The sequence below is a fragment of the Streptomyces sp. NPDC007875 genome (assembly GCF_042868035.1).
GTDB classification, from domain to species: Bacteria; Actinomycetota; Actinomycetes; order Streptomycetales; family Streptomycetaceae; genus Streptomyces; species Streptomyces antimycoticus.
Map to the genome: position 1 here is coordinate 118024 of NZ_JBIADZ010000004.1, position 18581 is coordinate 136604.

Here is an 18581-nt window from a genome sequence, read left to right on the forward strand (position 1 = left end):
CTCACCTCCGCCGCGCCGACCACAGGTCACGGTCGACAACTCCGACACCGAAGCCACCGCACTCCTACAGACACGCTCCGTAGTTACGCGCTTGCTGGTCAGGCTAGGCACGCCCCCGCAAGGCTCGTGCCCATGACGACCGAAAATGCCCCCTCACGAGGTACAGCCCAGGGACAACCGACCCCCGCGCCCGGCGAGTTCGCCATGCGGTTCACCTCGACACCGCGCGGTGCGCGCCTCGCCCGGCGGCTCGTGGCGCACCGACTCGCCGCGTGGGGCTACCCGTACGATTCCGGCCCCAACGCGACCGCGACCCTGATCGCGAGCGAGCTGGCCGCGAACGCCGTGCGGCACGGCCGGGTCCCGGGGCGGGACTTCCACGTACGGCTGACCGCGCCCCTGGGCGGCGACACCGCCGGGACGATCCGGATCGAGGTGTCGGACGCCCGCGCCGAGAGGCGGCCCGCGCCCACCGCGACCGACGCCGCGCCCGACGCCGAAACCGGACGCGGCCTGTATCTCGTCTCACGGCTCGCCGAGCGCTGGGCGGTCGGGCCCCGGCGCGGCGGCGGGCCCGGGAAGACCGTATGGGCCGAGATCGCGGCCGAGACCAAACCGTCAGACCGCTCCGGCCCGCTCCAGCGCCCGCAGGGCTAGCTCACGCGCGATGGCGACCGGGTCGGCGACCACCGAGAGCCCGTTCAGCACCGTGGCGCCCTCGTGGAGCAGCAGCAGTTCGTCCGCCAGCTCGCCGGGGGCCGCCACGCCCGCCTCCTCGCACAGCCGCCGCAGATAGCCCCGCAGCCAGTGCTTCTGGTCGGCGATCACCTGCCGGGCCGGATGCCCGGCGTCCGGCAGTTCGGCCGCCGCGTTCACGAAACCGCAGCCGCGGGGGTTATCGCGGGCCACCCACAGCGCGAGCGCGTCGAACGTGGCCAGGGCGCGATCCGCCGGGGGCGACTTCTCGACCTCGGCGGTGAGCCATGCCCGCCACCGCTCATCGCGCTCCCGCAGATACGCGGCGACCAGGGCCTCCTTGGAGCCGAAGCGGTCGTACAGCGTCTTCTTGGTGACGCCGGAGCGCTTGGCGATCAGATCCACGCCGACCGCGTTGATCCCCTGCCCGTAGAACAGCTCGGCCGCGGTGTCGAGGATGCGGCGCGCGGCGGGGGTGAGCACTCCCGTAGGCGCTTCCATGCCGTGATCACCTCCGGGTCGGGGTTGACGTGTATACCGATCTGTTTAGTCTAGTGGACGAGGGAACTAAACAGATCGGTATACCCGACGCAGATCCCAGACCTCAGAGCCCAGACACCAGACCCCCACCAGAACGAGGACATCCCCATGCCCGTCAGCGCCGCCGTCACCTCCATCGGCCTCGTCGTGATGTGGAGTTCCGGCTTCATCGGAGCGGAGTTCGGCACCCGGGAGGCCGCCGCCGACACCCTGCTGATGTGGCGCTTCCTCGCGGCGGCGGCGATCCTGGGCGGCGCCTGGGCGCTGTTCAGGCGCCGCCGACTGCGCCCACGCGCCCTGGCCGAGCAGGCGGCGATCGGGGCGCTCTCGCAGGGCGGCTATCTCGGCGGGATCGTCTGGGCGGTCGGGCTCGGCGTGCCGTCCGGCACCGCCGCGCTGATCGCCGCGTTGCAGCCGCTCGCGGCGGGCGCGCTGGCCGGGCGGCTGCTCGGGGAGACGGTCAGCCCGCGCCAGTGGGCGGGGCTGGCCATCGGGCTCGGCGGGGTCGCGCTCGTCGTCCAGGGCGATCTGTCGGCGGGCCCGGCCGCCGCGCCGGCCTGGGCGTACGGGCTGCCCTTCGCCGCCATGGCGGCGCTGCTGGCCGCGAGCTTCCTCGAACGCAGGGCGCGGGCGCCGCTCGCCCCCGTGGACGCCATACCGCTCCACTGCCTCGTCAGTGCCGTGCTGTTCACCGGGGTCGCCCTCGTCGGGGGCCATGCCGCGCCCCCGGCGGGCGGTGGCTTCTGGGCCGCGGTGGTCTGGACGGTGCTGCTCTCCACGGTCGGCGGCTACGGCTTCTACTGGCTGAGCCTGCGCCGCAACGGCGTCACCGGCACCAGCGCGCTGATCTACCTCACGCCCCCGACCACGCTGGTGTGGGCCTACGCGATGTTCGGGGACGCGCCCGGATGGACCGCCCTCGCGGGCATGGCGGTGTGCGTGATCGGCGTGACGGCCGCCACCGTGCGCCGCCGCCCGGATCGGTCAGCGCAGCTCGCGGAGGATCCAGTCCGTGATCGAGCGGTGTCGCGGGTCCCAGCCGAGTAGGTCGCGGGCGCGGCGCGCCCGTACGCGGCTGTTGGAGCCCAGGGCGTGCCGGGCGAACTGGGCGTCCCAGACGTTGTCCGGCGCGTCGGGGTCCCAGGGGCGGGGGCCGGGCAGGCCGAGGGAGCGGGCGATGGCCCCGGCGATCGCGCCGAACGACTCCTGACCGTTCTCCACGAAGTAGAAAGCACCCGGGGGCGTCTTCTCCAGCGCGAGGAGATAGAGGTCGGCGACGTCGTCGACATGGACGGTGGACCAGATGTTGCGGCCGGGGCCGACATGGCGGACGACTCCACCGGCGCGGGCCTGCCGGACCAGTGCGGCGATCAGGACGCTGTCCCGGCCCGGGCCCCGCCCCTGCCCGTAGATCAGGCTGTCGCACAGCACAGCCGACCGCACCTCCCGCTCGGCCGCGCCGAGCACCAGGCGGTCGATGGCGACGCGGGCCGCCCGGACGGGGTGGTCGGGCTCCCAGGCCGATCCCGGGGCCAGGACGTCCTCGTCGTGAACCGCCTCCGACACCTCGCCCTCCGTGCCGATGCCGACCGTGCTGGAGCCGCTGGTGTGGATCAGCGCCTTACCCGATCCGGCCAGGGCGGCGATGAGCGTCTCCACGGCCGCGCGGTGGTCGCTGTCGGCCGCGTTGACCACGGCGTCGGCGCGGCGGGCCCGCGCGGCGAGGAGGCCCGCGTCGTCGAGCGAACCCACCACCGGCTCGATGCCCAGCCGGGCGAGCTGCCCGGCCTTGGCCGGATCGCGGGTCAGCCCACTGACGTGGTGGCCCGCTCGGAGCAGGCGGACGGCGACGGTGCCGCCGATGTAGCCGCTCGCGCCGGTGACGAAGACATGCATGGGCGGGTGCCTTTCTGAAGGGTCGGCCTCCCTGACGGGATCAGCCCGCAGAATCGATCGGCACCCGACGGATCCCCAACGGGTTTTGCCGGGGCGGCAAAACCGTCAGCAGCACTGCCAGGTGAACATGGCCTTCTCGAAGCGGCCCGCGGCGAGGTCGTCGGGGCGGATCAGCCAGTACAGGGCGCCGCTGTCGCCCCACATCATGTCCGCGTCCTCGTCGGAGTCGAACTGCGCGAGGAGCACCCAGCGCCCCGCCTCCTCGTCGAGCCGTGGATCCTCCCACGACACGTCCCGCCCGCCCAGCGCGCCATGCGCCACCACGATCTCCACCGCGCCCTGAACGGACTGGGCATGGCCGCCGATCTGATGGGCGATACCGCTCTGGTGGTCCCATATCGCCCTCTCGAACGCGTCCGGAAACGCGTACTCGCCGAACGCGACGGTCAGCGCGGGCAGATCGAAGTCGGGGGCGCTCGGGCCCATATGGACGGTCAGTGGCAGCTCCGGGTAGGGGGTGAGACCGGCCGGTGCGGGCCGCTCGGGCGCGTCGGCGGACGCGGGCGGGAGGTGGAGCACGCGGGCACCGGCCCAGGTGTCCGGGTCGGCGGTGTCGACCAGCGCGTCGTCGTCCTCGTCGCCGTAGTAGAAGAAGGTCAGGCGGCCGTCGGCGGGCAGCGGTATGTCCAGCTCCTCGCGAGGCAGCGCGGCGCAGTCCAGTTCCGCGACGAAGCCCAGCGGGCCGTGCTCCTCCCACACCGGCCAGTCCATGCCCTCGGGCAGCCGGGGCAGCCCGCCGAGCCGGCCGACGACCGGATCGGCCGTCCCGGCCGGGCGGAGGTGGGCGGCCGGGCGCAGCAGTCCGGTCCAGCGGGCCGCGAGGTCGGCGGGCAGGTGGGTGCGGGCCAGGGTGTGCAGTGCGGCGGGCTCGGTCGTCATGCGGACCATGATGGCGGGGGCCACCGACAGTCGGACCGGGGCGATCGGGGCGGGGCAGGCCACGGCCGACCATGGGAGGGCAGGCCACGGCCACCACGGCGGGGCAGGTCTTGACGGAAGTCGGACGCAGGTCAAGGAACCGTAAAGCGGGGACGTTCGTTACCCCGGGCATGACCGCTATGACACCCGGCTCGAACCTCCCCCTCTCCGTCGCGCGCGTGGCGGTTGACGTCACCGCTCCGGTGCGGCTCGACGTATCGGGCCTGCTGCTCACCGCCAACGGCAAGGTGCGCTCCGACGACGATTTCGTCTTCTACAACCAGCCCGCCGGACCCGGAGTGACCCATCGCGCCGGTGCGGCGGGCGCGGGCGACACCATCACCGTGGACACCGCCGCCGTCCCCGCCGACATCGAGAAGATCGTGGTGACCGCGAGTCTGGACGCGCCCGGGGCGACGTTCGCGGGCACCGAGCCGACCGCCACCGTGCGCGGCGCCGACGACGGCGCGGTGATCGCCTCCTTCACCCCGCCACAGCTGGGCAGCGAGACCGCGCTGGTGATCGTGGAGGTCTACCGGCGCAATGGGGCGTGGAAGGTGCGCGCGGTCGGGCAGGGGTATGCCAACGGCCTGGCGGGCATCGCCACCGACTTCGGGGTGTCGGTCGAGGAGCCCGCCGCGCCTGCCGCCCAGGCGCCGGCCCCGCCGAGCGGCCCGCCCGCCGGTTTCCAGCCCCCGCCGCCCATGCCGACCGCCCCGCCGGCCGCCGCCCCGGCCTCGCCGCCCGCCGCCGCACCGGCCCCGGCCACCGGGAAGATCAATCTGGACAAGGGCCGCGTCAGCCTCCAGAAGAACCAGACGGTGTCGCTGGTCAAGGGCGGCCGCCCGTTGCTCAGCTCCGTGCGGATGGGCCTGGGCTGGGAGCCCGCCTTCCGCGGCAAGGACATCGACCTGGACGCGTCCGTGATCGCCTTCGGTGTCGACCGTAAGAAGATCGACGCCTGCTTCTTCGGCAAGCTGGCCATCCTCAACGGCGCCATTCAGCACTCCGGCGACAACCTCACCGGTGAGGGCGGAGGCGACGACGAGTCCATCACCGTCCACCTCGGCGGCCTCCCGCCCGAGGTCACCGGCCTGGTCTTCACGGTCAACTCCTTCTCCGGCCAGAAGTTCACCGATGTGGCCAAGGCGTACTGCCGCCTGCTCGACGCCCAGTCCGGCGAGGAGCTGGTCCGCTTCGACCTCACCCACGCCGAGCCGCGCACGGGCGTGATGATGGCGAAGCTGATCAAGCAGTTCTCGGGCGAGTGGGAGATGACCGCGATGGGCGAGTACGTGGACTCACGCACCGTGCGCGGCATGGCCAAGCCCGCCGGCAAGGCCCTCTGACGATCGCTCGGATCGCCGAAAAGCGGCCGACCAGAAGCCATCTACGGAGTCGGCGAGGGCCGACCTCGAACGTCTCGGTGAGTCTGCACGCGGGCAACATCGCGGCCGTGCATGCGCGGGTCGGCAAGCGCGGCTTCTCCGCCTACGTCGACGCAGCCGTACAACGGCAGATCGAAAGGGACAACCTCGCCGAGCTGACCGCGGCGTACGAGGCTGAACAGGCCCGCTGAGCCGTGCCGAGGTCGACGCGGCGCGGGCACTCCTCCGCGGGGATGAGACCGCCACCGCTGAGCCCGCCGCCTGATGGGACAAGGCGGCACCCTTGTACTGGACAGCGAAGGGCTGTCCAAGGCTGTCCTCAACGACCATCACGTCATGGCGCTCATCCGTGGAGCAGAAGAAGAAGACATGAGAGTGGTGGTGAGCGTCCTGACGCTCGTGGAAGCTCACCACCGCCGAGTGAACAGCGCACGCTTCCGGTGGCTTGTGTCCCGGCTCACGGTCGAGCCGGTCACCGAGGACATCGGCCGGGCAGCGATCGATCTCCTCGTGGAGGCAGGCCTGCACGGGCACCAGAACGCCATCGACGCGGTGGTGGGCCGCCACCGCACTGCGTACTCCCTCACCCACAGGTGATGCTCGCCTCGGATCCCGAGGACATGCGCATGCTCTGCGAGGGCCGCGTACGCATCGTCAAGGCCCGAGCCCACCGGCAACGGCCTCTGCCTCTGTGGATGCGGTGGACAGCCCCGCCACGCGGGCCAGGCGCCGGTACGAATCCAGCAGGGCCTCGCGGTCGTATGTGCTCGTCGTGACCAGCACCTCGTCGGCGCCGCTGCGCTCGATCAGCTCGTCGAGCGCGGCGGCGACCTCGTCCTCCGTGCCGTACAACTGGCCGCGCAGGCCCCGCTCGTAGAAGCCGCGCTCCTTCTCGGTCATCTCCCGGGCCTCGATCTCCGAAGCCGGGGCCAGCGGCGGGAAGGCGCCGTGGGTGCGGGAGTAGGCCATCGCCCATGCCTCGGGGAGCAGCAGCCTGCGGGCCTCCTGCGCCGTGCCGGCGACCGCGACATTGCCCGAGACGACGACATACGGGGCGGAGGACCACGCCGAGGGGCGGAAGCCCGCGCGGTAGCGGTCGATCGCGCGCAGCATCTCGTCCCGGCCCCGCAGATCGCCGATCACCAGGGACAGCCCGGCCTGCGCCGCCAGATCCGCGCCGGCGCCGGTGGCCAGGACGAAGACGGGCAGCCGCAGCCCCTCCGCCGGATGGGCGTGGACCTGGGGGTGGGCGCCCTGCTCGCCGGTGAACCAGCCGAGCAGCTCGTCCAGTTGGACGCCGAAGTCCTGCGCGGCGTCCTTCTCGGTGCCCAGGGCGCGGCGGATGCCGTCGGTGAAGCCGACGGAGCGGCCCAGGCCCATGTCGATCCGGCCCGGGAAGAGGGATTCGAGCACCCCGAACTGCTCCGCCACGACCAACGGGCGGTGGTTCGGCAGCATGACCCCGCCCGTGCCCACCCGGATGCGGACCGTCGCCGCCGCGACGGCGGACGCCAGCACCGTGGGCGCCGAACCCGCGACGCCGGGCACGCTGTGGTGCTCGGAGACCCAGAAGCGGTGGTAGCCGAGGGCCTCGGCCTGCTGGGCGAACCGCACGGTGTCGCGCAGCGCCTGCGACCGCTCCCGGCCCTGGCGGGTACGGGAGCGGTCCAGGATGGAGAAGGGGGTGGTGCGCAGACGTGAGGTCACCTTCACGTCAACGCATCCCCCGGCCGGGAGGATTCCCCCGGGCCTTGCGGCCGTCCGGCCTTCGCCTTCGGCCTGATCGACCTACGTCAGCGCTGGCGGCGCCAGGGCCCGGTGATCGCGAGCATGATGCCCGGCACCTGGATGTTGGCGTACAGCGTCGATCCGTCGGGTGAGAAGACCACACCGGTGAACTCGCTGAACTCCGGCTCCTGCGCCGTGGCGATGTTCAGGTCGTTGCGCGCGATCGGGTAGGTCCGGCCGTCCTCGGTGGCGCCGAAGAGGTGCTGGATGCCCTCGCCGTCCTCGGCGATGACCAGACCGCCGTACGGCGAGACGGTGATGTTGTCCGGACCGTCGAAGGCGCCGTCCTTGGACGGGTCGGGGTTGACGCCGAGCAGCACCTTGAGGGTGAGGGTGCGGCGCTTGGGGTCGTAGAACCAGACCTGGCCGTCGTGCTGGACCGGGCTCTCCTCACGGGCGAACGAGGAGACGATGTACGCGCCGCCGTCGGCCCACCACATGCCCTCGAGCTTGCGCGCCCGGGTGATCTCGCCGTCCTTGAACTGCTTGCGCACCGACACGGACTTCGCGTCGCGGTCCGGCACCGGCGCCCAGTCCACGCCGTAGACCGTGCCGGTCTTGGTGGCGCGGGACAGGTCGTCCACGAAGTTGCCGCCGGAGTCGTAGCACTTGGGCGCCTGGAGCACGCCCGCGTCGTCCTTGAGCCGGTCGAGCTTGCCGCGGCCGTGCTCGAAGCCGTGCGGCGGCACCCAGCGGTAGAGGAGGCCGTTCGGGCCGGAGGCGTCCTCGGTGAGGTAGAGGTGACCGCGCTTGGGGTCCACGACGACGGCCTCGTGGGCGTACCGGCCCAGGGCCTTGATCGGCTTCGGGTCGCGGTTGGCCTTACGGTCGTGCGGGTCGACCTCGAAGACGTAGCCGTGGTCCTTGGTCATGCCGTTCTGGCCGGCCTTGTCCTCGGTCTCCTCGCAGGTCAGCCAGGTGCCCCAGGGGGTGCGGCCACCGGCGCAGTTGGTGGCGGTGCCCGCGATGCCGACCCACTCGGTGACATGGTCGCCGTGCTTGGAGACCTCGACGACGGTGCAGCCGCCGGAGGCCGCCGGGTCGTAGACGAGCCCCTCGATCAGCGGGACCGGGTGCGGCCAGTCGCTGCGGGGGCCGGCCAACTCGTGATTGTTGACCAGCAGCGTCGCACCGCGCGAGCCCTCGAAGGTGGCGGTGCCGTCGTGGTTGGACGGGGTGGACTCGCCGGTCTCCAGCTTCGTCTCACCGGTGCGGGTGATGATCTTGTAGCGGAACCCCTTGGGCAGCGCCAGGATGCCCTTGGGGTCCTCGACGAGCGGACCGTAGCCGAGCGACGCGCCGCCGTGACCTTGGTGGCCCGCGGCGCCCGCGGCGCCCGCGTCGGCCGCCTCGGCGGCGAGCGCACCGGGGGCGGTGGCGAGCACTCCCGCGCTTCCGACCAGGGCGACCCCTGCCCCGGTGTACGCGGAACGCTTCGCGAAGTCTCTTCGGCTGAGCGACATGTCTTCTCCTGAACGCAGGATGGTGTCCTCCGACTGCGGCCATACGTTCCCGTCCCAGGCCGAACATCAGTTGAACGGAGCGCGACATCAAGGGACGAATAGCCGCCGACGCCTTATACGGCGCGGAGGCCGATACGGCTCTAGGCAGCGCTCAACTTTCCGGGCGGGGGACGCCGCGAGCCCCTTGCGGGGCCGACGCCCCGCGAGGGGCCTCCGGCGCGACGGGGGGCGAAACGTCCGGCGGCACGTCCGTCCAGCGGACGGACGCCCGCACCGGACCGCGACACGCAAGCGCCACACCGGCCCCGGGACGGGGCCCACCACGCCCCCGCCCGCGCCCCTGTCCGCGCCCCTCTCCGCGCCCGTGTCCGTGTCCGTGCCAGGGGGTGCCCGGCGGATCTTTCCCCTCCCCGCCCCTTCCCCCTTCCCGATACCAAGGGCTCCGCCCCTGAACCCCGGTCCGGGCCAGAGCCCTGCCACGCCGCGAAGCCGCATATCGGTGTCACGGGAGAGCGCGGGGACGGGAACAGCCTGCCCGACCGCGCCCGTCACCAGGAGCTTCGCGACTCCGGGGTCCGGGGCGAAACCCCACCACTCGGCGGAGCCGCATTTCGGTGCCGCAGGAAGGCGCGGGGTCGAGAGCAGCCCTGCCCGACCGCGCCCGTCACCAGGACTCGCCCCTGGACCCGGAGTCCGGGGCAGAGCCCCACCACGCGGCGAAGCCGCATATCGAAACCGCGGGAAAGGGCGGGGAGGGAACAGCCCCGTCGCAAGCGGCACGATCCGTCGGATATCTCCGAGCGGGGTCTCCCGCGCGACGGAGGCGCGAGACGCCCCGGCGCTACGCCCATCGGCGTTGCGAGGCGTGGCGCGCCCGGGGCCCGGGGTGTCGGGGGCGCGGGCGGCGCCGGGCCGGGCGGGCGTTCCGGGAAGACGGCCCGGGCCGGCCCGGGCCGCGGTGAGTCCGCGCCGCAGGCCGGCCACGGCCTCGGTGAAGCCCCGTGTGGCTATGCCCTTGAGCGGGCCTTGAAGGCGGCCTTGCGGGCCTCCTTGGCGGCCTGCTTGTCCGGGTGCAGCCGGCCCATCGCCTCCAGGACCTCCGCGGTCGCCGGGTGGTCCACCCGCCAGGCCGAGTCGAAGAAGCTCCCGGACTGGTCGACCAGGCCGCGCACCAGGTCCCGCAGCTCGGCCGAGTCGCCCTCGGTGGCGAGCTGGGCAGCGAGGGTGTCCACGGTCAGCCAGAAGACCATCGCCTCCGACGGCTCCGGGACGCCCGCCACTCCGTGCTCGGCCAGCCAGACCCGGGCCAGCCCGCCCAGGTGGCGGTCGTCGAGCACCTCGCGCAGGGCGGGCTCGGCCTCGGTCCCGACCAGCGAGAGCGTCTGCTGGCAGGTGAGGCGGCGCAGCGGTGCGTCCTCGTCGTCGCCTCGCGCGGCGGCCAGCAGCTCCCGGGCGGCCTCCTCGGGCGTACGGCGGGCCAGCCACTGCTCGGCCTCGGCCTGCGCGGCAGGCTCGGGGTGGCCTGGGAGGGCGTCCAGCAGGATGTCGGCGCCCTTGTCGGCCAGGTCGCCGACGGCCGGGGCGTCGATGCCCGCCTCGATCATCCGGGCCCGTACGGCGTAGATGCCGAGCGGGGTGAGCCGCACCATGCCGTAGCGGGAGACGTCCTCGTCCTCGAGCTCCTCGGCCGTCTCGGGCTCCTGGATCCGGCCCTCGCCGTCGACCTCCTGGATCAGCGCCTCGTCCACCGGCTGGTAGTCGATGAGGCCGGTCGGGGCGAGCAGGCGGAACTGGTCGTCCAGCCGCACCATCGCCTCGGAGACCTCTTCGAGGATGTCGTCGGTGGGCTCGTCCATGTCCTCGGGGACGATCATGGAGGCGGCCAGCGCGGGCAGCGGTACGGAGGCCGCGGCGGCCTCCTCGTCAAGGGCGGTCAGCAGATAGAGGTTGCCCAGCACCCCGTCGAGGAACTCGGCCTCCTCCTCCGGGTTCCAGTCGATCGCGTCGAGGTCGAGCTCACCGCCCTCGCTGATCTGGGCGGCGATGTCGCCCAGGTCGGGGGCGGCGGCGTCGGCCAGCACCGTCTCAAAGCCGTCGAGCCAGATGTCCAGGATGTCGCGGGGGCCGCCCTCGGTGATCAGGCGCAGCTCCTCGCCGCTGGTCGCGAGGGCGGAGAACTCGTCCCCGAGCGGAGCCTCGCCGTCCGCGCGGTCGCCGTCACCCTTACCGTCGCCATCGCCGTCACCCTCGCGATCGGACCGCGCGGTCGCCTCGGCGCCCGACGCCTCCTCGGACTCGTCGATCTCGACCAGCCCGGTGTCGACGGCGAGCTGCCACGCCTGCGCCGTGTGCTCGGGCCCGTCCTCGTCCCCCGACAGCCCCAGCAGCTCGATCGCCGCCCGCAGCTCGCCCTCCGGCAGCACCCCGCCCGACGCCACCGGCTTCCCCGGCTCGGCCCAGCGGGCGAGCCGGACCGCGCGGGCGAGGAGCGGCGCGGCGAGTGCGTCCCGCGCGAGTTCCGCGTCGGTGCGAAGCCGCACGGGCGGCATGGTGGGGCGCTCTTCTGGCATGGGCGGACGTCACTCCTCGGGGCGCGGAAGTCGCGGGGGCTATGGGGCTGTAGGGGCTATGGAGCTATGGGTCTCAGGACCCCGCTGTGGAGCCATGGGGGTACGGATATGCGGCTGTACGGGCACGGGCGCCACGGCACGGCCCGGACCCCAGCGTAGACGGAACGGGACGGCACTTTCGTCCCGATGTGGTCCCGCGCCCGATCCCGCACCGCGGCAAGCGGTGAATTCGGCCGACGGGCCGCGGGAACCGGCCGGGGCGAGGGGGCGGGCGGCGCCCCTTCGTTCATGTCCCCGCCCCGCTCCCGCCATCCGCACGCCACCCGTCCTGTCTTGACAACTTCCGTGCCCAGGAAAGAGATTGACGCGCGTAGAGGCGATTTCCTCGCCGTTCACTCCTTTCCGGAGGCCACCACCATGTCCCTTCGCGCACCGCGCGGACCCGTCGCCGTCACCGCCGTCGCCGCCTCCGCCCTCGCGGCCGGGCTGCTCGTCGTGCCCTCGTCGGCCTCCGCCGCCGAGATCCGCATCCATGACATCCAGGGCAGCACCCGGATATCCCCGCTCGCCGGACAGCAGGTGACCGAGGTCCCCGGCACGGTCACGGCGATACGCGCCTTCGGCTCGTCGCGCGGCTTCTGGATCCAGGACACCGAGCCCGACCGGGACGCGGCCACCAGTGAGGCGATCTTCGTCTTCACCGGATCGACCACGCCCTCGGTCGCCGTGGGCGACTCGGTGCTGGTCTCCGGGACGGTGTCCGAGTACTACCCGGGCGGCAAGGACGCCGGTCTGCAGTCGCTCACCGAGATCTCCAAGGCCACCTGGACGGTCCGGTCCTCCGGCAACGCGCTGCCCGCCGCATACCGGCTCAACCCCTCCACGATCCCCGACCGCTACACCCCGGACGCGGGCGGCGACTCCATCGAGGGGCTGACGCTGCGGCCGCGCTCGTACGCCCTGGACCGCTACGAGTCGCTGGAGGGCATGCGGGTCTCGGTCGAGAACGCCCCCGTGGTCGGCGCGACCAACACCTACAAGGAGCTGTGGGTCACCGCGGAGCCCCGCCACCGGCGGACCGCGCGCGGCGGCGCCCTCTACGGCTCGTATCGCGACCCGAACGCGGGCCGGGTGAAGGTGGTCTCCCTCCTCCCCTACGCCGAGCACCCCTTCCCCGTCGCGGACGTCGGCGACGCGCTGACCGGCACCACGGCCGGACCGCTGGACTACGACAACTTCGGCGGCTACACGCTCGCGGCCACCACGATGGGCGACCTCGCCGACCATGGCCCGAAGCGGGAGAGCACCCGCAAGCAGAAGGCGGACGAACTCTCCATCGCCACCTACAACGTGGAGAACCTCTCCCCCAAGACCGCCCAGTCGAAGTTCGACCGGCTGGCCACCGGGCTGGTGGAGCACCTCGCCTCGCCGGACATCGTCGCGCTGGAGGAGGTCCAGGACGACAACGGCGCGACGAACGACTCGGTGGTGGGCGCCGACACCACGCTGACGAAGCTCACCGACGCGATCAAGGCGGCGGGCGGCCCCTCGTACGAGTGGCGCCAGATCGACCCGGTTGACGACCAGGACGGCGGCGAGCCGGGCGGCAACATCCGGGTGGCGTTCCTCTGCAACCCGAAGCGGGTCTCCTTCACCGACATCCCCGGCGGCGACTCCACCACCCCGGTGACGGTCGAGAAGAAGGGCGGCAAGGCCACGCTGTCGGCCTCCCCAGGCCGTATCGACCCGGCGAACGGCGTCTGGAAGGCCAGCCGCAAGCCGCTGGCCGGGCAGTTCTCCTTCCGCGGCCGCCCGGTGTTCGTGGTCGCGAACCACTTCAACTCCAAGGGCGGCGACCAGGGCCTGGACAGCCGCTTCCAGCCCCCGGCCCGCTCCTCGGAGACCCAGCGCACCGGACAGGCCACAGCGGTCAACACCTTCGTCAAGGCGCTGCTGAACGCCGACCCGAAGGCGGCGGTGGTCGTCGCGGGCGACCTCAACGACTACCAGTTCTCGCCCGCGCTGGCCGACCTCACCAAGGGCGGTGTGCTGACTGACCTGGTGACCCGGCTGCCGAGGGACGAGCGCTACGGCTACGTCTACAACGGCAATTCGCAGGTGCTGGACCACATCCTGACCAGCCGCGCGCTGCGCCGTGCCGACTACGACATCGTGCACCTCAACGCCGAGTTCGCGGACCAGTCCAGCGACCACGACCCGCAGGTGGTGCGGGTGCGCCCCTGAGGCGTCAGCCGACGTACAAGCGGCGGCCCGGTGGGGAAGGGAGTCCCCCACCGGGCCGCCGCCGTACCGCCGTTGATCAGTTGTGGCTGTCGGCCGTTGATCAGTTGTGGCTGTGCAGCGCCTCGTTCAGCCCGCCCCAGGAACCGGTGCGGGGCAGCGCCTCGACCGCGCCGGTGATGGAGTTGCGGCGGAAGAGGAGGTTGTCGGCGCCGGAGAGCTCCAGAGCCTTGGCGATCTTGCCGTCCGGGAGGGTGACGCGGGTGCCCGCCGTCACATACAGCCCCGCCTCGACGATGCAGTCGTCGCCGAGCGGGATGCCCAGGCCCGCCTCGGCGCCGAGCAGGCACCGCTCGCCGATGCTGATCGTCTGCTTGCCACCGCCGGAGAGGGTGCCCATGATCGAGGCGCCGCCGCCGATGTCGGAGCCGTCGCCGACCACGACGCCCGCGCTGATCCGGCCCTCGACCATGGAGGTGCCCAGCGTGCCGGCGTTGAAGTTGACGAAGCCCTCGTGCATGACCGTGGTCCCGGGGGCGAGGTGCGCGCCGAGGCGGACCCGGTCGGCGTCGCCGATGCGGACGCCGGAGGGGACGACGTAATCGGTCATCCGGGGGAACTTGTCGACACTGGTCACCGACAGGTGCAGCCCCTCGGCGCGGGCGGCCAGCCGGGCCCGCTCCACCTGGTCGGCGGCGACGGGGCCGAGCGAGGTCCAGGCGACGTTGGCCAGCAGGCCGAACTGGCCGTCCAGGCTCAGGCCGTGCGGCTTGACCAGCCGGTGGCTGAGCAGATGCAGCCGCAGATAGACGTCATGCGCGTCCAGCGGCTTCTCGTCGAGCGAGGCGATGACCGTGCGGACGGCGACGACCTCGACGCCGCGCCGGGGGTCCGGCCCGACCGCCTTGAGGGCGGTCTCGCCCAGCAGCTGCGCGGTCCGCTCGGCGTCGAGCCGCTCGGTCCCGGCCGGGCCGGGCTCGGCGGCCAGCTCGGGGGCCGGGAACCAGGTGTCCAGAACGGTGCCGTCCTCGGTGAGGGTGGCGAGACCGGCGGCGACGGCGCCGGTGGGGGCGGTGGTGGATGCATCGGTCATGGTCAGAACGCTAACCGGAGGCGGGGCCGGGAGGCGAACCGGTCTCAGCGACCGATCCCGGGCGGCCCGTCATGCCGCCTCATCGAGCGGTCCCGGGCGGCCCGTCATCGCCGTCTCCACCCATGATCCGTGCCAGCGCCGCACGGGTGCCCTCCCGGTCGTACCGGCGGTCCGCCAGCAGCACCTGCAGGGTCAGCCCGTCGATCAGAGCCACCACCGCGCGCGCCGTGGCCGCGTCGGGCACCAGTCGCGTCAGCATCCGGGCCATCTCGTCCAGGCACACGGCGGCGAGCGGCCGCAGCCCCTCATGGCGCAGCGCGGCGAAGTACAGCTCGTACTCCAGCTCCATCCGCGCCCGGTCGCCCGTGAGCTGCTCCTCCAGCCACCGGGCCAGCTCGTCCGCGGGCGGCGCGGCCGGATCGACGCCCTCCACCCAGCGCTCCACCTCCGCCAGCCACTCCGCGTTGATCTGGCCGAGCGCCGCGACCAGCAGGTCGTCGAGGGTCGCGAAGTGGTAGGTCGTCGAGCCCAGCGGCACATCGGCGGCGGCGGCCACGGCCCGGTGGCCGAGCCCCGTGATGCCGCGCTCGCGGACCACGGCGGCCGCGGCGTCGATGATCCGCTGCCGCCGGTCGGGGTCGTAGCGGCGCCCCATCAGTGGGCGCCGTTCAGATTGAGCACCACCACTCCGGCGATGATCAGCAGCACGCCGAGCACCTTGGCGGCGGTGGCCGCCTCCCCCAGGAAGAGCATGCCGATCACCGCGATGAGGGCCGTGCCCGCTCCGGCCCATATGGCGTACGCGGTGCCCACGGACACCGTCTTGAGCGTCTGGGCGAGCAGGGCGAAGGCGATCAGATAGCCCGCGGCGGTCGCCAGCGAGGGCCATAGCTTGCTGAAACCGTCGCTGTACTTCATCGAGGTGGTGGCGAGGATCTCGGCCAGGATCGCTCCGGAGAGCATCACATATCCCATGCGTACAACCGTACACAACGATGCGTACGGTTGTACGTAACGAGGAGACCGCGGGCCCCGGAATATGAGAGCGGCCCCCGCGCCGAAGCGCGGGGGCCGCTCTCAAAGCCCAGGAGGCGAGAGGTCAGACGTTGAAGCCGAGGGCGCGCAGCTGCTCACGTCCATCGTCGGTGATCTTGTCCGGGCCCCACGGCGGCATCCAGACCCAGTTGATCCGGAGCTCATTGACAATGCCGTCGGTCGCGGACTTGGCCTGGTCCTCGATGACGTCGGTCAGCGGACACGCCGCCGAGGTCAGCGTCATGTCGATCGTCGCGATGTTGGCGTCGTCGATGTGAATGCCGTAGATCAGCCCGAGGTTGACCACGTCGATGCCCAGCTCGGGGTCCACGACGTCGTACAGGGCCTCGCGGACCTCTTCCTCGCTGGCGGGCTTGGTGGTGGTCACGTTGTCACTCATGCGGTCTTCCCTCCGGCGGTCTCACCCAGTGCCTGTGCCGTGGCGTCCTTCCATGCCATCCAGCTCAGCAGGGCGCATTTCACACGGGCCGGGTACTTGGAGACACCGGCGAACGCGATCGCGTCCTCCAGCACCTCCTCCATGGCGTCGTCCGGCTCGGCCTTGCCCTTGGACTGCATCAGGTGCAGGAAGGTCTCCTGGATCCTGCGGGCCTCGGCCAGCTCCTTGCCCACCAGCAGCTCATTGAGCACGGAGGCGCTGGCCTGGCTGATGGAACAGCCCTGGCCCTCGTAGCTCACGTCCTCGATGGTCTCGCCGTCAAGCCGCACCCGGAGCGTGATCTCGTCACCGCAGGTCGGATTGACATGGTGTACCTCTGCGTCGCCGTCCCTCAGGCCCCGTCCATGGGGGTTCTTGTAGTGGTCCAGGATCACGTCCTGGTACATCGAATCCAGCTTCACGCGGCACGCCCCTACCCGAAGAAGTTCCGTACGTGCTCCAGGCCGTCCACCAAGGCGTCGACCTCGGCCGGAGTGGAGTACAGATAGAACGACGCTCGGGTGGTCGCCGGAATTCCATAGCGCAGGCATACGGGGCGAGCACAGTGGTGGCCGACCCGGACCGCGATTCCCTGCTCGTCGAGCACCTGGCCCACATCGTGGGGGTGGATGTCGCCGAGCGTGAAGGAGATCGTGGCGCCGCGCTCCTCGGCCGTGGTGGGGCCGATGATGCGCAGGTCCGGCACCTCCAGGAGCCTGCCGACCGCGTAGTGCGTGAGGGCATGCTCATGGCGGGTGATGTTGTCCATGCCGATCGAGGTGAGGTAGTCCACGGCCGCGCCGAGGCCGACGGCCTGGGCGATCGGGGGCGTACCGGCCTCGAACTTGTGCGGCGCCGGGGCGTAGGTGGACGAGTGCATCGAGACGGTCTCGATCATCTCGCCGCCGCCGAGGAACGGAGGCAGGTCCTCCAGCAGCTCCTGGCGGCCCCACAGCGCACCGATTCCGGTCGGGCCGCACATCTTGTGGCCGGTGAAGGCCACGAAGTCGGCCTGGAGCGCCTGCACGTCCAGCAGCATGTGCGGGGCGGCCTGGGAGGCGTCGATCACCACGAGGGCGCCGACGTCCTGGGCGCGGCGGACGATCGCCTCGACCGGGTTGACCGTGCCGAGGATGTTGGAGACCAGCACGAACGAGACGACCTTGGTCTTCTCGGTGATGACCTGCTCTATCTCCGACAGGTCGAGCCGGCCGTCCTCGGTGAGGCCGAACCACTTCAGCTTCGCGCCGGTGCGCTGCGAGAGCAGCTGCCACGGAACGATGTTGGAGTGGTGCTCCATCTCGGTGATGACGATCTCGGTGTCCTGGTCCACCCGGTAGGGCTCGTCGGCCCAGCCGAGCATGTTGGCGACCAGGTTCAGCGACTCCGAGGCGTTCTTGGTGAAGATCACCTCGTCGCGGCTGGGAGCGTTGATGAAGGCGGCGACCTTGTCGCGGGCGCCCTCGTACAGCTCCGTGGCCTCCTCGGCGAGCACATGGACGCCGCGGTGCACATTGGCGTTGGAGCGCTCGTAGTAGTCGTTGAGCACGTCCAGCACCTGGCGCGGCTTCTGCGACGTCGCCGCGTTGTCCAGGTAGACGAGCTTCTTGCCGTCATGGACGACACGGTCCAGGATCGGGAAGTCCTTGCGGATCGCCTCGGTGTCGAGGAGGCCCGGCAACTGTGTCACTCGGACGCGCCTCCCTTCACGTACGCCTCGTAGCCCTCTTCTTCCAGCTTGTCGGCCAGCTCCGGGCCGCCGGACTCGGCGATCCGGCCCGCCGCGAAGACGTGGACGTGGTCGGGCTTGATGTACCGCAGGATGCGGGTGTAGTGGGTGATCAGCAGGGTGCCGACCTGGCCGGACTCACGGACCCGGTTGACGCCCTCGGAGACCACCCGCAGTGCGTCGACGTCGAGGCCGGAGTCGGTCTCGTCGAGGATCGCGATGGCCGGCTTCAGCAGCTCCAGCTGGAGGATCTCGTGGCGCTTCTTCTCACCGCCGGAGAAGCCCTCGTTCACATTCCGCTCGGCGAAGGACGGGTCGATGTTGAGGCGCTCCATGGCCTCCTTGACCTCCTTCACCCAGGTGCGCAGCTTGGGCGCCTCGCCGCGGATCGCGGTCGCGGAGGTGCGCAGGAAGTTGGAGACGGAGACTCCGGGCACCTCGACCGGGTACTGCATGGCGAGGAAGACACCGGCGCGGGCGCGCTCGTCGACGGACATCGCGAGCACGTCCTCGCCGTCCAGCGTCACGGTGCCGCCGGTGATCGTGTACTTCGGGTGCCCGGCGAGCGAGTAGGCGAGGGTGGACTTGCCGGAGCCGTTGGGGCCCATGATGGCGTGCGTCTCGCCCTGCTTCACGGTCAGGTCGACACCGCGCAGGATCTCGCGGGGGCCGCCCTCGGCGTCGACGGAAACGTGCAGGTCGTGGATCTCAAGCGTGGCCATGGG

At 71.8% G+C, this 18581-nt stretch carries 19 protein-coding genes; 6 read left to right on the plus strand and 13 right to left on the minus strand.

The genetic code is table 11. From position 1 onward, the window contains the following. Positions 1-132 precede the first annotated feature (132 nt). Positions 133-657: an ATP-binding protein gene (locus ACFYOY_RS09850; RefSeq protein ID WP_351891485.1), complete on the plus strand. Its 525-nt coding sequence runs from the start codon at positions 133-135 to the stop codon at positions 655-657. Here ACFYOY_RS09850 and ACFYOY_RS09855 read toward each other — a convergent pair. Then, on the minus strand, positions 619-1197 hold the full coding sequence (locus ACFYOY_RS09855) for a TetR/AcrR family transcriptional regulator (protein ID WP_351891488.1): 579 nt from the start codon (positions 1195-1197) through the stop codon (positions 619-621). The genes ACFYOY_RS09850 and ACFYOY_RS09855 overlap by 39 nt on opposite strands. A 147-nt stretch (positions 1198-1344) precedes the next feature. On the opposite strand from ACFYOY_RS09855, the gene ACFYOY_RS09860 reads away from it, so the two are divergent. After that, positions 1345-2283, plus strand: a complete 939-nt coding sequence (locus tag ACFYOY_RS09860; RefSeq protein WP_351891493.1) for a DMT family transporter — start codon at positions 1345-1347, stop codon at positions 2281-2283. Here ACFYOY_RS09860 and ACFYOY_RS09865 read toward each other — a convergent pair. Next, a complete protein-coding gene (locus ACFYOY_RS09865) occupies positions 2221-3132 on the minus strand; it encodes an NAD-dependent epimerase/dehydratase family protein (protein ID WP_351891496.1) in 912 nt (303 codons plus the stop codon). The genes ACFYOY_RS09860 and ACFYOY_RS09865 overlap by 63 nt on opposite strands. A 105-nt stretch (positions 3133-3237) precedes the next feature. Further along, positions 3238-4071 carry a YwqG family protein gene (locus tag ACFYOY_RS09870; protein WP_351891499.1) on the minus strand — a complete coding sequence of 278 codons (834 nt, stop codon included), beginning with the start codon at positions 4069-4071 and terminating at the stop codon, positions 3238-3240. 179 nt (positions 4072-4250) lie between these two features. Between ACFYOY_RS09870 and ACFYOY_RS09875 the strand changes: the two genes are divergently transcribed. The 3 genes from ACFYOY_RS09875 to ACFYOY_RS09885 all read left to right on the plus strand — a co-directional run bounded on the left by ACFYOY_RS09875 (position 4251) and on the right by ACFYOY_RS09885 (position 6095). Next, complete coding sequence (locus tag ACFYOY_RS09875) at positions 4251-5459, plus strand: TerD family protein (RefSeq protein WP_351891873.1); 1209 nt, start codon at positions 4251-4253, stop codon at positions 5457-5459. A 77-nt stretch (positions 5460-5536) separates the two neighbouring features. Next, entirely contained in the window at positions 5537-5689 is a 153-nt protein-coding gene (locus ACFYOY_RS09880; protein WP_388585912.1) for a hypothetical protein, read from the plus strand. A gap of 178 nt (positions 5690-5867) precedes the next feature. After that, entirely contained in the window at positions 5868-6095 is a 228-nt protein-coding gene (locus tag ACFYOY_RS09885) for a hypothetical protein (RefSeq protein ID WP_388585915.1), read from the plus strand. A gap of 57 nt (positions 6096-6152) precedes the next feature. Here ACFYOY_RS09885 and ACFYOY_RS09890 read toward each other — a convergent pair whose 3' ends face one another. The 3 genes from ACFYOY_RS09890 to ACFYOY_RS09900 form a co-directional block, all read right to left on the minus strand. Further along, positions 6153-7205 (minus strand): LLM class flavin-dependent oxidoreductase, encoded by a 1053-nt coding sequence (locus ACFYOY_RS09890; protein ID WP_351891880.1) that lies wholly within the window; start codon positions 7203-7205, stop codon positions 6153-6155. An 86-nt stretch (positions 7206-7291) separates the two neighbouring features. Continuing rightward, the gene (locus tag ACFYOY_RS09895; protein WP_388585918.1) at positions 7292-8749 is read right to left on the minus strand and encodes an alkaline phosphatase PhoX; all 1458 of its coding nucleotides are present in this window, start codon (positions 8747-8749) and stop codon (positions 7292-7294) included. 1007 nt (positions 8750-9756) lie between these two features. Next, positions 9757-11319, minus strand: a complete 1563-nt coding sequence (locus ACFYOY_RS09900) for a hypothetical protein (protein ID WP_388585920.1) — start codon at positions 11317-11319, stop codon at positions 9757-9759. 417 nt (positions 11320-11736) lie between these two features. Here ACFYOY_RS09900 and ACFYOY_RS09905 point away from each other — a divergent pair, with 417 nt between their 5' ends. Further along, positions 11737-13563 (plus strand): endonuclease/exonuclease/phosphatase family protein, encoded by a 1827-nt coding sequence (locus ACFYOY_RS09905; protein ID WP_388585922.1) that lies wholly within the window; start codon positions 11737-11739, stop codon positions 13561-13563. Between the two features lie 100 nt (positions 13564-13663). Here the strand turns inward: ACFYOY_RS09905 and dapD are convergent, their stop codons facing one another. The 7 genes from dapD to sufC form a co-directional block, all read right to left on the minus strand. Continuing rightward, the gene (dapD, locus tag ACFYOY_RS09910; protein WP_351891519.1) at positions 13664-14653 is read right to left on the minus strand and encodes a 2,3,4,5-tetrahydropyridine-2,6-dicarboxylate N-succinyltransferase; all 990 of its coding nucleotides are present in this window, start codon (positions 14651-14653) and stop codon (positions 13664-13666) included. Between the two features lie 79 nt (positions 14654-14732). After that, positions 14733-15308: a TetR family transcriptional regulator gene (locus tag ACFYOY_RS09915; protein WP_351891523.1), complete on the minus strand. Its 576-nt coding sequence runs from the start codon at positions 15306-15308 to the stop codon at positions 14733-14735. After that, positions 15308-15628 carry a multidrug efflux SMR transporter gene (locus tag ACFYOY_RS09920; protein ID WP_351891530.1) on the minus strand — a complete coding sequence of 107 codons (321 nt, stop codon included), beginning with the start codon at positions 15626-15628 and terminating at the stop codon, positions 15308-15310. Before ACFYOY_RS09920 ends, ACFYOY_RS09915 begins: the two co-directional genes overlap by 1 nt. A 124-nt stretch (positions 15629-15752) precedes the next feature. Further along, entirely contained in the window at positions 15753-16088 is a 336-nt protein-coding gene (locus tag ACFYOY_RS09925; RefSeq protein ID WP_059144908.1) for a metal-sulfur cluster assembly factor, read from the minus strand. Next, positions 16085-16549: a Fe-S cluster assembly sulfur transfer protein SufU gene (sufU, locus tag ACFYOY_RS09930; RefSeq protein ID WP_093460899.1), complete on the minus strand. Its 465-nt coding sequence runs from the start codon at positions 16547-16549 to the stop codon at positions 16085-16087. The genes ACFYOY_RS09925 and sufU overlap by 4 nt, the downstream gene beginning before the upstream one ends. 11 nt (positions 16550-16560) lie before the next feature. Next, entirely contained in the window at positions 16561-17817 is a 1257-nt protein-coding gene (locus ACFYOY_RS09935; RefSeq protein ID WP_388585925.1) for a cysteine desulfurase, read from the minus strand. Further along, the gene (gene sufC, locus ACFYOY_RS09940; protein WP_351891551.1) at positions 17814-18578 is read right to left on the minus strand and encodes a Fe-S cluster assembly ATPase SufC; all 765 of its coding nucleotides are present in this window, start codon (positions 18576-18578) and stop codon (positions 17814-17816) included. Before sufC ends, ACFYOY_RS09935 begins: the two co-directional genes overlap by 4 nt. Positions 18579-18581 lie beyond the last annotated feature (3 nt).